Origin of the sequence: Phaeobacter porticola, assembly GCF_001888185.1 — a bacterium.
Lineage (GTDB): Bacteria > Pseudomonadota > Alphaproteobacteria > Rhodobacterales > Rhodobacteraceae > Phaeobacter > Phaeobacter porticola.
On record NZ_CP016364.1, the window covers coordinates 238628 to 251075 of the forward strand.

Sequence of the window (12448 nt, forward strand, 5' to 3'; positions counted from 1 at the left end):
ATTTAGTTTGTCGAAAATACTCCTTCGGGAGTATTTTTCGTTTATAATCAGTCACATATGGAAATTGTTAAAACTGCACCTTGTGGTTTTGTCTCATATCCCGCAACAAATCCCGCAACAAATCCCGCAACATTTTGCCAATTTGGGCAGGGGAAACGTATGGGAATAACGTGTGATCGGGGGCGCTGGTATTGGGTCAAGCGCATTCCAAATCGTTTCTATGGATTGGTCCTTGGGGCTGATGGTAAGCCCGTTAAGCAGGTCAGGCAGGCGCTGCACACTGCGGACCGGCTTGAAGCTCAAATCCGGGGGTCACAGATCGAGGTTGAAAGGCTGGCGGAGTGGGAAGCTCTGGCCGCCGGAAACACTGATAGTGCAAAGCGCCACTATGAGGCCGCGCAGGGACTAGCGCGGGCGCGGGGCTATTCTTACCGCCTGATGTCCGAAATGGCGAACAGCGACCCTAAAGAGCTTGCTGAGCGCATCCTTTCAGTGTCCGGCTCATCTCATTCCAGCCGCGTGGCAGCGCGAGCGCTGGTGGGCACGATCGATGAGGTGCTGCCGACACTTCTGGAAATGCGAGATGACTATTTTGAGATGACAAAGAGCAGGCATCTCAAAAAATCAGAGCGGCAGTATCACCGTTGGAAACTGCCACGCAATCGTGCGGTCAAGAATTTCATAGATGTGGTTTCCCAAAGGGACGCGCAGGGTAAGCCGGTGTTGGTCTCAATTGACCGCTACACCCCAGACGACACACTAAAATTCCGCAACTGGTGGGCTGAGCGCCTAGAGGCGGAGGGCTTGGACATCGAAACCCCCAATAAGGACTTCGGGCACCTGGCTGAGATGTTCGGCACATGGGCTAAGCTAAAAAAGCGCGATATGCCGAATCCATTTGCAGGGCTGAGATTTGAGAACAGGCGCAACAAAAACAAAACCAAACACCCGCCGTTTTCGCGGTCTTGGGTTGAGGGGCGATTGCTCGCGGACGGTGCGTTGGATGGCATGAACGATGAGCAGCGCGATATATTCCTGATGACCATAAACACGGGCGTGCGGCCCTCGGAAATCACCGATGCGCCGCTGTCTGATTTTGTGCTGGATGGCCCGGTGCCGTTCTTGCGCGTTGCGCCCCATGGGCGCGAATTGAAAGTTGCGCACACTGAGCGGGATATTCCCTTGCTGGGAATCTCGCTTGAGGCTGCAAAGCGGATTGTGGGCCGTGGCGGAATTGAGCGCTATGCACAGAATGCAGGTTCCTGGTCGGCTGCGGCCAACAAGTATTTGCGGACCAACGCGCTCAAGGAAACGCCAAACCACGTCGCTTATTCGGTTCGGCACTATGTTGAGGATGAGTTGTTAGCCGCTGGCGTCGATGACAGGGTGCGGGCGGATATCTTAGGTCATGAATACAAGCGACCCAGCTATGGCAGTGGCGGTGCTTTGATTGGGCGCCATAAGGCGCTAGCGCTGATAGCTCTTTGACCGGCGTGACTTTGCGGCCATCTCTTTCGCAGTCGCCAAGGCGCGTGACATAGCCGTTGATTGCTGTTGTGCGATGCGCACCTGTTCCTCCATGGCGATGAACGCTGGTAGGAACTCTTCACCATAGCGATCAACAAGCTCGGCTGCGCCGTGCATCGCTTTTGTGAAGAGTTCAAGATCGCTCATGGTTCTAAATCAGGGTGCGGTTAGGGGATTGTTGGGTTAATCTGCGGGGTGAAATTCAAGAACCAATTCGTTCGGCTCTTCGGGTTTGCCGTTTGTCGTCCGTGAAATCCCATCCTTGCAGGGAATGACGCGCATGCGGCCGATGTCGCTATCGACTGTAAAAATGGGCAGGTCGCCGTGCTTTTGCTGTTCCAGCTGAAGCTGTGCGATGAGTGCGGAAATCTTCATATCTCTCTCCATCAAAGGGGTGATTTATGGATTGACGCGGATCGCATAGACCTCGACCGGATCGGGGCCAAAATGCGGGTGCGTGATTGTGGTCTTGCGATAGCCGCGCCATTGGCGTGTGATCCGGCGACTGGTGTCGCCTTTCGGCGGGTATCCCTTGGCGAGTTCGATCCCGTCATATTCGCGACCTTCTATCCGCTTGACCCAGAAGGGCGTAGCCAGCCGGTATTCCTCGACCTTCTCGCCACTCTTGATCTGGTCGAAATATACGCCCTTCAAGGGCAGGTGCAGGGTGGCCATGGCTTCCTCCGGTGCGTTTCGGAGTTGGGGTTAGGTGGAGTTACTTGCGCCGCTTGCTTTTCAGCATCCGGCGAAGGCTACGGCTGTTGCCTTCTGGCGTCGGCCTAGGCTCTGGGGTGAACACGACAAAATCTGAGAACCCGCAGGTTTCGCAGGCACGCAACTTCTCACGCCAAGCGCCGCAACCTTCGCAAACTCGTAAATCTCTCATATCGGCCTCCGGTGCGTTTCGGGGCTGGTGGGTCAGCCTGCAAAGGCGTTGATGGCGTATATTGCAAGCCAGATTAGGCCGCCGAAAATGGCGAGCTTGGCGATGATCGCGAAGATCATGATGTTGCGGGTGCGGGCGAAATGTCGGTCGAAGTTGTCCATTGAGTTCTCCATCAAGGGGGTGCGTTTTCCGGGCCATACGGCGGCTCAAACCCGCATCGGCATCAGGACCATGATCAGATCCGTATGTGCCTCACTGGTAGCCAAGGCAGGTGCGCCATTGTCTTTCGCGCGTAAGCGAATGTTCCCCATCGTTGCCGTTGTCTGGGCCAGGTAGAGAGTGTTGAAACCGATATCCGGCCCAGACTTGCCCTTGGCGGCATAAGTCACAGACATCTTGCCATCGTGATCCTCTCGGCCAATCGTCATGGTGCCGTTTTCAGGGGAAATCTTGCATCCAAGGCCTTGCGGTCCGGCCATCAAGCGAAGGCGTTGAGTGGCGGATTTGGGAATGATGATATCGAGTGCCTGTTCCCCGTCGATTGAGGGGATGACCCGGTTGTAATCGGGATATGTGCCATCGATCAGTTTGCAGTGCAGTTCGCGGTCGCCCATCTCAATACTAAGAAGCGTGGGCGTCTTATCGGCGCCGCGGTACGTGATCTTGGCAAGCTGATTGCCGTTTTCTGTCAGCATTGCTGCGAGCGGCGTTATGCCGATCTGGGGGAAAATCACATCAAATGGCGGATTTGGCGCTTCGAGATCCAGGCGCGCAAGCCGATGCCCGTTCGTCGTCACCATACGTGACGCACCGTCGTGTGAGGTCCAGTAGATCCCGTTCAGGTAGTACCGAGTTTCGTCTTTCGATATGCACGATTTGACCAGGTTAAGCGCTCGGAGGAGGGTGTTTTCGCCGATCTCAACGCCGCCCAGTGGCTTATGCTTGTTGATGGTTGGCCAGTCCTCCGGCGGTGCCATAACGTTCATGGCAAGGGACATGCCGTCAGCCGTCAGGGTAAGGAGATCCTTGGCAATGTCATGCTCAATGGTGACGGTGCCGGACAAACCTGCCGTGACTTTCATCACCCGGTGACCGTTCATCACAAATGACCAAGTGCCAGAGGTGTCGCAGGAGAGTGTCTGACGTGCTTCGCGATCAAGGCAGGTGGCAGTGATAGCTAGCTGGCCGCCTTCAACCTGAAACAGGTTCTGGCTCAAGATCGGGATGCGTGACCACGTTTCCCGCACCTTGTTGACCCAAGCGAGGGCGGCGCGAAGTTCTGAGATGTCGACCTTGAGTGATTTGGTGGCGACATCAGTCTTGATTTCACTGTGAGCGTTCATCTTAGAGCCTTTCGGTGCATGGTTTCATTTGGGGCGCGGCGGGTGTTCCGTGAGTGGTTTGGCCGCGCCCCAGCGCGCAGCGCTCGCGCTGCGGGTGTGGTCAGCTGCTGTTTCTGGCACGTTGCATCCGGCGGGTGCATTTTCGCCTGATCTGGCGTTGCTCTCCCTTCAGTACGTGCAGGGCGTGTTCTTTTCTGCGGATGCGCAGGTGAAGGATCGCGAGGCGGCGCAGGTCTATTTCGTCGGCAAAGTGAAGCCACAGCGCCTTGAGGCCGAAAATCTCAATCTTCTTTAGGCTTTTGCCGGTCTGCTTTGGCGCGGCCCGTGTACCTGTGACGGGTACACGCGCTGGGGTATGTGCTCTGGTTTGCATGGTTGCTCCGATCACCGGTAAGGGGTCGCGATTTTGCCTGTCCAGGCGTCGAATTCGGTGCGCAGGGCGTCGAAGCGGTCGGCAGCGGCCTTGTTGCTGTTGAGCAGGCCACGGCTGTTCACCCCGCAGATCAGGCGGACGTATTCAGCGGCGGCGCTGGACATCAGTGACTTGCCGGGGAAGCCGCTGCGCTGTGCTGCAAATTCCTGAAAGCGCGGATCATTGCAGAGGATCCCGGCCTGTTGGGCGGGCGGCATTTCGGCAAAGGGCTGGCGGGTCATGCGATCGCGCCTTGGGCGATCAATGCCGGCGGACGGGCGGGAAGGTCTGTCGCGGCGATGTGGCGGCGAATGCGATGGGTTAGCCCATTCGCAGGTAGAGGCGCTTCGCTAACGTGTTGCGCGTCGCTCGGTCGGTGATCGTGATGCAACCGGATTGAGAGTTTTATTTGGCTGTTCTCGGTTTGACCATGAATTGCAAGGTGCATTGCTGCTCTCCCAGTGTAGGTTTTGGGTTAGCATAATGTCCAATAAAATGGATAGTCAACATGTGTGTCCGATATTTAGGACATTTTATAGCGCGACTCGCGAGATTGGTAGCGCATCATTGCGATGTTATGAGTGTGGGTTGTTGGGGGTTAGCCCAACGCGGAAAAGGAGTGAATTATGCGAACAGTTGCGTTGGCTGAGGCGATTGGGCGTTTGAGTAGCCGCCTGTCGGACTGGGGGTATGTCGTCAAGGAGGTTGATGATGTTTCAACCGTGCCGGGTTTGGTCGACCTGTTGGGGAAGTCGTATCTAACCCCCTTATCAAGTCCAGGACACAACGATTTCACGGAGAACAACGTTATATGGCTGGTCGCTATGAAGGGCGATACTCCTGTATTTGCGGGGTGCGCGCGCCTCGAAGATATCGGGCGCGAGAGTGTATCCAGATACTGGTCCAGAACCCTCAAACGTGCATATGGGGCCAATTCAGATGCCCCGGTAATTGAAAAAGTTCGCCCAGAGGTGGAAAAAAAACTATTCGGGCGTCTTGTCTACTTTGGGGATCTTTACGTCAATTCATCAGAGAGGGGTTCACGGGTGGCGCTTCGCTCATTTGTAGCGTTGGGACACTTGGCTGTTTCCTTAAAATGGGATCCAGACTGGATTTACTGCTTTGTCAGAGAGGAAGATTTGGCGCGCGGGGCAGGTGTAATTTATGGGTTTTCAACCTTGCTTCCTGAACCTTTCAATTGGTTGTCGCCGCCGCCGCCTAGATCGAATTCTGAATGGCTTGCGTTGCTTCCAAGAGACGAAATTTGGTCGTTTGCAGGCGCTTCTCTCCGCGCGGCTCTTCGTAGCGCTGGTCCTCGACGGGATCGCTCAGACAATCAGCAGAGAGTAATTAAGGATGCGCCTGCCGAGTGTGTCGGATCTCACGGGGAATAGCCCTCGGATAAATTCCATCTTTACTCGTACAGGGTGGTTCGGCATTTGAACGTCTAACGTTTCCAGCGATACAAGTGGGCCGTTTATTGAGGTGCTGGCATATGCAGAAACCCAGCGCCTCTTGAGTTCATCGTCGGGCACCGTGTCCAAGGCCGTCTGCAAGAGGCGGGCGTTAGGTTGGCCCATTGTAATCGCCGCGAGGCTTTTTGCTCCAACTTCAATGACTTCCAAGCTGGAGGCGTCGGGTGCGCAAGGGGCATATTGGTCGCAGTACGCCAGTGTTTCTGTAAAGCCCTCTAAGACGCCTCCTGACTTTAGATGTGTCCGCATCAAGGAGTCGATGGTAGGTGTTCCATTGCTCTGAGAGTGCTGGGCGATCAGCGTCGCCGAGGCGTGGCTGAGCAGTTGATCGGCGCTATCAAGTTGGGTGGATAAGCGGCGTACAGGCGGCGCTATCCCTGCGAGATGATCTAGCGTTGTTCCTAGCAGGGAGGCTACCCGAGACATGCCAAATAAGCCGGGCCCAGTTTTTGAGATGTCCAGTTTCTTGTCGTTTATGATGTTGTAGAGGGTCTTCTTGCCCAAGCCTGCTGCTGTTGAGAGGCCCCAGATGTCGTCACCATATGGTGAGTTCTTCACTGCCTCGCTAAGTCGTTCTCTAAATCCATGCATGTCAATGATATTCCTAAATTTAGGAATTACCATGCAACTGCTTGACCTCTGGGGTCAAGGCGTTGCAGCTATTGGTTGTGAAGATTATTGTTCGCCCGGAGTAGTGGATTGAAAGTAGCTAAATTTTGCCAAAAATTACTTGATATGAGTGAGCGGGAGCTGGCTGCTTTGCGGGTCTACGGTGAGGATGCTAGTCTTTTTCTAGCAGAGCAAGAATGCCGTCGCGCGCGCGCGTATCTTGCTCCATCAGCGTCATCAGTCGCTCGGTCTCAGGGGAAATCTCAAAGCCAAAAAGAACAAAAGCAAGACTAAACCCATTCGCTTCACAGATCTTTGCGAGCTTTTGAACCGTGGGTTCGGCTCCATCCTTTAGGACGGAGTGTAGATATCCGGGGGTTGTATCGCCGCGCTTGCTTGCCTCGCGCATGGAGAGGCCGGACTGCTCGAGTAGCAGCAGCAGGCGTTTCCTCATCGCGTTGGTGTCATATGTGCCATTCATGCTGCGATTATCCATTAGATTGGATATATGCGCACGTCCTTTATTTTGGAATATTGACGTGTCCAAAATAATGGATATTACTGCCATGTATGAAACCAGTTCAACATACATGGCTTGATGTCTCAGGCGGCCCCCTTAGTGGCGAAATCCGGCTTCTCCTTGAGCGGATTGAGAAATTTTGTGAAGCGCGGAATTGGACGCTTGGATACTTCGGAAAGCTTGTTGCAGGTGATGACACAATCATCCGTAGGCTCCGCGACACGGGGCGTGTGCAGGCCCGTCTGATGCTCGTAGTGGAGCAGTTTCTTGACGAGAATGAGGTTGCAGATCGTTCCGGTGGTGACGCGCAATGACCATAGATTGCGTGTTAGCTGCTGCAGCCAAGCTTGGAATGCAGGGGGGGGATTAGATGATTGGGCACCCCATTAGCCGCGTCTGTTCAGATGTCAGTCAAGGCGGTTTTTTCAAGCGGCGCGTGGCGAAATGGATCGCATCGGGTGTTTGTGGTCTTACGCCCTATGCGATCCGCTGGTTCTGCGTTTCACGTCTGGGCGCTCTAAAATTCCTCGCCGTATTGCAGATCGCCAAACACGAATTCTCCGGTCGTGCCATCGTTCAGTCTAACAATCGCCGTGCCGGAGATCAGATCTGTCTTACGGGTGATGATCGCATTGCCGGTTCGGCCATCGGTGCAGGATACCGGTGCGCGAATTGTAATAGCGGTTGTTCCCGCATCATAGGTGCCAGCGCAACTCAGCCCTCTGGTGTTGAGGACCTGAAAGGTTCCGCCGGAAAGCGAAGCGGTCGCTGTGCCTTGTGCTGGCTCGCCATCGAATTGTCCATTTACTGGCAGCGAGACAGAGCAAGCGGCGGCAAAAGGCACGACAAAAAACGCAAATTTACGCATGATGAATCCTTCGTATTTATGTACCGAACAACTGGTGCGGGAATGCGTGTGCTGTCAACTCTTTGCGCGGGCTCATCTCCCATTTCTATTTTGGGTGATCCAGCCGGTTGCAGAAACGCAGCGGGCACAGAGGGCCGCCACCCTCGCTTCGTCGCCGATTGGGGGCAGGCGCGCCTGCATGTGGCCCCCGTATCCTCCCTGATGGAACCTGGGCGCGTTGGTGCAGCTTGCGCTGCGCGCCCCTTTTTCGAAGGGGGTTGCCATGCTTGACCTTCAATCCTGCGCTTTGGCGTTTCCTGACCGGCCAGATTGGGTCTGGTTGCGTTGGTATTGGGGCGTCACAGATTTGCTGCGCGACGGGGTGACGCTTGATGACGTTGCCGCGCGTGAACGGGGACGGATTGGCTGCCTCGCCACGCCTTATTCGGATTTTCCCGGCGGTCCCGTGCTGGCGGCTGATTATGCGGCGGAATGGGCAGGGTTGTTGAGTGGGGCAGGGCTGCTGCCCTTGTCGCCTGCGCTATCGGCGCTTGAGGCTGGCACGGCCAGCGCTGAGGTTGGCCCGGTTTCTCGCGTTGCTGAGGTTGTCGTGGTGCCGCCGATCGAGGGTTGGCGGCAGTCGGCTGAGGTGTGGCGCGCTGTCTGCGCCGGATTGGGCGCGATGCGGCCTGTCTATCTGCTGAATGGGGGTGCCTGATGGCTGAGCGGGATCTTTGGCGGGCGATCTTGGCCCTGGCGGTATCGGATACGCTCTATGAGGGGGATGCGCCGGTCGCCTGCGATGCACGTGATGCGGCGCGCGAGTGGTTCCGGTTTGGTGGTCGTGATTTCCGATTCACATGCGTGATGGCGGGATTTGACCCCGATGCAGTGCAAGCACGGTATATGGCGGGCAAGTTCTCAGCGGTCGCTGAGGCTGGGCGTGCGTTCATGCATCATACTGGGCGACCACCGCGTGCACCGGAGGCGGTACGCGCATGGCCGCGCGTTTCAGCCCGTCACCAACAAAAATCAGAGCAGCAGGGAGGTCATAATGGACGGCCAAATCAATGACGTGGCGCAGGTGATGCCTGACCCATGGCCGCTGAAACTGGGGGAAACCCTATCGTCACATGACTGGTTTCCGTTCCATGGGCATCAGTTCCTCGGCTCTTCCTTTGTCCGCACATCGGTGATGGCGGGGCGACGGGAGGATATCGGCACCGCCGTGATCCTCCAGGCAGAGGCCATGCGAGAAGACCCAGCAGGCACCCTGCCGACCGATGATATCGAGTTGGCCGACCTCGCACGGTTTCGCAGCGTGGATGAGTGGCTTGAGGTGCGGGCGCGGGTCTTGAAAGGGTGGGTCACCGTGTTGGTCGAGGATCCGAGGACGGGGGCAGTGACTGAGCGCCTCGGCCATCCTGACATTGAGGAGGTGGTGAAGGACATGTACAAGCGCAAGCGCGGTAGGGATGCGGCGCGGGATTCCTCGCGTATGGCGCTGAAGCGGCACAAGATCCGCACCAAGATGCAGGAAATGGGTGTTCCCGAGCATATGGCTGCGGACAAGGGTGCAATCCAGATGTTGGCTGAGCATTTCGATCATGCTGACATCTACATCACGCCCGACAACCTGCGCGCGGCCATGGCCGAGGTGCTGGGGTATACCGGCGCTGTGACGCCGCTGTCAGCGCATCGGCGGACGTGAAATCCTACTGAAATACAACTGAAATGATTTCACTACATTTCAGCACGATTTCACCCGGCAAGTGAAATTGCCCTACAGAACAGAACAGCACAAAACAGAATAATACAGAACACCTTACTAGCGCAGAACTCTGGCGGGACGCCTGTGGATAACTTGGAATTGCTTAGAAGAAAGGCAGAGCAGACATGGACGCTAGAGAGCAGCAAGCGGGCGAAAAGCGGGTGCGGGAACACCTGATTGATCCGCTGACCCGGTTGGGGTTGGTGAAGCCATCGGGAATGACCGTGGCGCAATTCAAGGTGATGCAGGACGAACTCTGCGGCAAGCTGGCCTATATGACGGATCTGAACCTGCAGGCGCTGGCCGAACAGGTGCGATCGATGCCGAGCGGCAAGAGCAAGGATCGGTTTCCGATTGCCGCCAAGGTGCTGGGCTGGGCGGCGCAGATCCAAGCGCCCGCCGATGACGCGTCGCCTTTGTTCCGCGCGGTGTTCGGCGGTGCCCTCGGCAAGGCTGCGATGGCGGAGGATTTCGCGCCGGAACTGTTGGCGCATCTGAGGAGCCACCGGGTGTGGCCGCGCGAATACGATGTGCGCCAGATCCGCGAGCGGTCAGTTGAGGCCAAGCGGCGCATCACTCGGATGATTGAGTCAGAGCAGCGCGGCGGTGTCGTATCTGGGGAAGATCAGCGGCTGCGGGCTGCGCGGGTGCAGGCAGCAGAGAAGTGCCGGCGCATTGTTGCGATCGTCGAGAATGGCGGTGCAGCATGACCGAACATGTGGTGATCGTCGCGTCCGACGGTGTTGCGCGGCTACAGGCAGAGGCGGATCGAATTGCCGCGATCAAGGCACGCGGTGCTGTGCCTTCGGCCTGTGGTGATGAAATACCTGAAGCGCCAGCGCGGGGGGCTTTTCGGGTATTTGAGCCTATGCGGTTGAGGTCTGTTGGTTCCGGCGAATATGAAGCGCAGCATGTTGGATATCGTGGTCGATCGGCAATTCGCAATGCCGACGTGTTCGACGTGATGGCAGCGGCGGTGGCGCGAAAGAAAAAGTCACCGCCGTTCACGCCTGGTCAGGTCGCAATGGGCCGCCACTATCGCGATCTGATTGAACGCCATGCTTGCGCTGGGTTGCGGTGTTCGTCTCTTGAGGCAGTGCGTTCGGGGGGCGGTGGACAGGGAGGTGAGTTCGTTGATGCAGTGCTTCGTGATCGTGAGGAGATCACGTTGATGCGTCGGCGGATCGGCACCGGCAGCGCGATAGAGGTGCGCAGGGTGCGCCCGAGTAAGCGCGGGTCACGAACGACGATCACCAATCAGCGTCTTGTCGATATGGTTTGTATTGAAGGCAAATCGTTACGCGATGTTCTCGAAGCTCACGGCTGGTCGGTCTATGGGGAGACGACTAAGGCTGTCCGACAGGCTTTGGCTGGCTTGCTGGATGCAATGGCTGGCCCAGCGTACACTGGGCATATTCAGTCGCTATGAAGAAAGGGGCTTGACCCTTACCTCATCTGCGAGGCATGAATAGTACATCATCACGAAATGCGCCCACGGGGAACCGGCGGGCGCTTTTGCTTTTGGGGGGTGTCGATGTCCGGGCTTGATATGAGTTTGCACATGGACACCGGCGATTTCATCAAGGGATCTGATGAAATCCAGCGCAAGCAATTGCCGATGGCAACGGCGTGGGCCTTGAATGACACGGCACAGGACGTGTTGGAGCATATCCAGCACCGGATGGAAGTCGTCTTTGATGAACCGACGCGGTTCACAAAGAACGCATTCCATGTTTGGCGGGCCAAAAAATCAAACCTGGTCGCCAAGGTCCAGGAGCGGCCATCGGTAGGCAGCAAGCACTATCTGAAGGTGCAGGAACGCGGCGGGCGCAGGCCAAAAACTGGTCTGGAGCGGATGCTTTCATCCTCGCTGGCCTATGACGGTTTCTTGGCCGCAATCGCCCCGGCGGCTGGTGCCAAGCGCAACCGCTTCGGCAACTGGGCACCGGGCCAGCGCAATCAAGCGATCTCGGCCATCAAGGGGTGGAGCGAAACCGGGTACAAGGCCAACGCCACCAAAGACAGCGCGGCCCGCAACCCATCGCGCGCCGCATATTTCGTACCGCAAAAGAGTTCGAAGCTCTCGCCCGGTATTTACAAGCGCACGGGTAGGGGGAAGCGGGAAAAAATTGTGAAGATCGCCCACTTTCTGGACAGCCTGCCGAGCTATTCGAAACGGCTTGGCTTCCATGATGGTGCTGAGCAGGTGTTTGAAAGCCAGTTCCCGATGCACTTCAGGCGCGCATTCAAAAAAGCGATGTCCACCCGCCGATAGGCCCTTGGGTCCTTCCTGGGGATTGGCTGCACGCGGGTAATTCGCACCCCGATCCATTCAAGTGTTTGTTGTTTTTCAATGCTTTGGGTTGTGGTTCTTGTTGATGTTTGAGCGGAGGAAGGTGAACCGATGACGGAATTGATCACGTTGGACAGCGGGGAGGTGATTGATCTTTCACGCTACCCGTTGCCCAGCGGGATTGAGGATGAGGTTTACAACATCCAGCTGATGGCCAAGGCCATGAACACCAGCACGGTAACGGTTAACAAGTGGATCGATGCCGGAATGCCGGTCGAGAATCCCGGCGGAAATGGTCGCTCCTACGAGCTGCGGTTTTCTCATTGCTACGCCTGGCGCAAATGGCGTGAGGGTAAGGATCAAGCGGCTGTAAAGGCGAAGGCCAGCAGTGCAGCGCAAAAGGCCATGCTGTTTGTCGGTGAAGATGATGAGGCCGCAGCTGATAACGCGCTCTCGGCAAAAGAGGTGCGTGAATGGTCAGAGGCCGTGATCCTGCGCGATAAGGCAGCGTTGCAGCGCGGGGATCTGATCAAGCGCGGTGATGTTCAGGGCGTCATGGAAAAGCTACTCGGTACGGTTCGGCGAACCATCACCAATATGCCGGACTGGCTGGAACAGGAATTCAGTCTCAGTCCTCGCCAAGCGGACAAAGCCCAGACCTATGCCGATGGCCTGCTGGATGAATTGCGGCTGCAATTGGAACGGCAGGGATATCAGACCGCCGACGTCATTGACTTTGGAGACCGCGACACCCTCGCGGAATAA

Annotated in this window: 19 protein-coding genes; 9 read left to right on the plus strand and 10 right to left on the minus strand. The window is 56.6% G+C overall.

The features are described 5' to 3' along the window. Positions 1-159 precede the first annotated feature (159 nt). Complete coding sequence (locus tag PhaeoP97_RS01030) at positions 160-1488, plus strand: site-specific integrase (RefSeq protein WP_072503491.1); 1329 nt, start codon at positions 160-162, stop codon at positions 1486-1488. Here the strand turns inward: PhaeoP97_RS01030 and PhaeoP97_RS01035 are convergent. The 5 genes from PhaeoP97_RS01035 to PhaeoP97_RS01050 all read right to left on the minus strand — a co-directional run bounded on the left by PhaeoP97_RS01035 (position 1468) and on the right by PhaeoP97_RS01050 (position 3756). After that, the gene (locus PhaeoP97_RS01035; protein ID WP_072503492.1) at positions 1468-1674 is read right to left on the minus strand and encodes a hypothetical protein; all 207 of its coding nucleotides are present in this window, start codon (positions 1672-1674) and stop codon (positions 1468-1470) included. The two genes, PhaeoP97_RS01030 and PhaeoP97_RS01035, sit on opposite strands and share 21 nt — an antisense overlap. A 36-nt stretch (positions 1675-1710) precedes the next feature. After that, complete coding sequence (locus tag PhaeoP97_RS01040; protein WP_072503493.1) at positions 1711-1902, minus strand: hypothetical protein; 192 nt, start codon at positions 1900-1902, stop codon at positions 1711-1713. Between the two features lie 24 nt (positions 1903-1926). Further along, positions 1927-2202, minus strand: a complete 276-nt coding sequence (locus PhaeoP97_RS01045) for an RNA-binding protein (RefSeq protein ID WP_072503494.1) — start codon at positions 2200-2202, stop codon at positions 1927-1929. 243 nt (positions 2203-2445) lie between these two features. Beyond that, positions 2446-2574, minus strand: coding sequence for a hypothetical protein (locus tag PhaeoP97_RS20775; RefSeq protein ID WP_257786527.1), 129 nt, complete (start codon positions 2572-2574; stop codon positions 2446-2448). A gap of 45 nt (positions 2575-2619) precedes the next feature. Then, positions 2620-3756 carry a DNA polymerase III subunit beta gene (locus tag PhaeoP97_RS01050; protein WP_072503495.1) on the minus strand — a complete coding sequence of 379 codons (1137 nt, stop codon included), beginning with the start codon at positions 3754-3756 and terminating at the stop codon, positions 2620-2622. A 49-nt stretch (positions 3757-3805) separates the two neighbouring features. On the opposite strand from PhaeoP97_RS01050, the gene PhaeoP97_RS01055 reads away from it, so the two are divergent. Further along, entirely contained in the window at positions 3806-4051 is a 246-nt protein-coding gene (locus PhaeoP97_RS01055) for a hypothetical protein (RefSeq protein ID WP_157891220.1), read from the plus strand. Between the two features lie 89 nt (positions 4052-4140). Here PhaeoP97_RS01055 and PhaeoP97_RS01060 read toward each other — a convergent pair whose 3' ends face one another. The 5 genes from PhaeoP97_RS01060 to PhaeoP97_RS01080 all read right to left on the minus strand — a co-directional run bounded on the left by PhaeoP97_RS01060 (position 4141) and on the right by PhaeoP97_RS01080 (position 7640). Continuing rightward, positions 4141-4410, minus strand: a complete 270-nt coding sequence (locus tag PhaeoP97_RS01060; RefSeq protein ID WP_072503497.1) for a hypothetical protein — start codon at positions 4408-4410, stop codon at positions 4141-4143. 1086 nt (positions 4411-5496) lie between these two features. Then, complete coding sequence (locus tag PhaeoP97_RS01065) at positions 5497-6267, minus strand: hypothetical protein (RefSeq protein ID WP_044041581.1); 771 nt, start codon at positions 6265-6267, stop codon at positions 5497-5499. Positions 6268-6424: 157 nt separating this feature from the next. Then, positions 6425-6844, minus strand: a complete 420-nt coding sequence (locus PhaeoP97_RS01070; protein ID WP_081497207.1) for a helix-turn-helix domain-containing protein — start codon at positions 6842-6844, stop codon at positions 6425-6427. An 11-nt stretch (positions 6845-6855) separates the two neighbouring features. Beyond that, on the minus strand, positions 6856-7083 hold the full coding sequence (locus tag PhaeoP97_RS20060) for a hypothetical protein (RefSeq protein ID WP_083570288.1): 228 nt from the start codon (positions 7081-7083) through the stop codon (positions 6856-6858). Between the two features lie 206 nt (positions 7084-7289). Continuing rightward, entirely contained in the window at positions 7290-7640 is a 351-nt protein-coding gene (locus tag PhaeoP97_RS01080; protein ID WP_072503499.1) for a hypothetical protein, read from the minus strand. A gap of 262 nt (positions 7641-7902) precedes the next feature. On the opposite strand from PhaeoP97_RS01080, the gene PhaeoP97_RS01085 reads away from it, so the two are divergent. The 7 genes from PhaeoP97_RS01085 to PhaeoP97_RS01110 all read left to right on the plus strand — a co-directional run bounded on the left by PhaeoP97_RS01085 (position 7903) and on the right by PhaeoP97_RS01110 (position 12448). Further along, positions 7903-8337 (plus strand): hypothetical protein, encoded by a 435-nt coding sequence (locus PhaeoP97_RS01085; protein ID WP_157891221.1) that lies wholly within the window; start codon positions 7903-7905, stop codon positions 8335-8337. Further along, complete coding sequence (locus PhaeoP97_RS20590) at positions 8337-8693, plus strand: hypothetical protein (RefSeq protein WP_237028968.1); 357 nt, start codon at positions 8337-8339, stop codon at positions 8691-8693. The genes PhaeoP97_RS01085 and PhaeoP97_RS20590 overlap by 1 nt, the downstream gene beginning before the upstream one ends. Beyond that, positions 8674-9330, plus strand: coding sequence for a hypothetical protein (locus PhaeoP97_RS01090; protein WP_237028969.1), 657 nt, complete (start codon positions 8674-8676; stop codon positions 9328-9330). The genes PhaeoP97_RS20590 and PhaeoP97_RS01090 overlap by 20 nt, the downstream gene beginning before the upstream one ends. 185 nt (positions 9331-9515) lie before the next feature. Next, positions 9516-10100 carry a hypothetical protein gene (locus tag PhaeoP97_RS01095; protein WP_072503502.1) on the plus strand — a complete coding sequence of 195 codons (585 nt, stop codon included), beginning with the start codon at positions 9516-9518 and terminating at the stop codon, positions 10098-10100. After that, the gene (locus tag PhaeoP97_RS01100; protein ID WP_072503503.1) at positions 10097-10819 is read left to right on the plus strand and encodes a hypothetical protein; all 723 of its coding nucleotides are present in this window, start codon (positions 10097-10099) and stop codon (positions 10817-10819) included. The genes PhaeoP97_RS01095 and PhaeoP97_RS01100 overlap by 4 nt, the downstream gene beginning before the upstream one ends. 132 nt (positions 10820-10951) lie before the next feature. Next, positions 10952-11665, plus strand: a complete 714-nt coding sequence (locus PhaeoP97_RS01105; RefSeq protein ID WP_083570415.1) for a hypothetical protein — start codon at positions 10952-10954, stop codon at positions 11663-11665. A gap of 129 nt (positions 11666-11794) precedes the next feature. Beyond that, positions 11795-12448 carry a hypothetical protein gene (locus PhaeoP97_RS01110; protein ID WP_072503505.1) on the plus strand — a complete coding sequence of 218 codons (654 nt, stop codon included), beginning with the start codon at positions 11795-11797 and terminating at the stop codon, positions 12446-12448.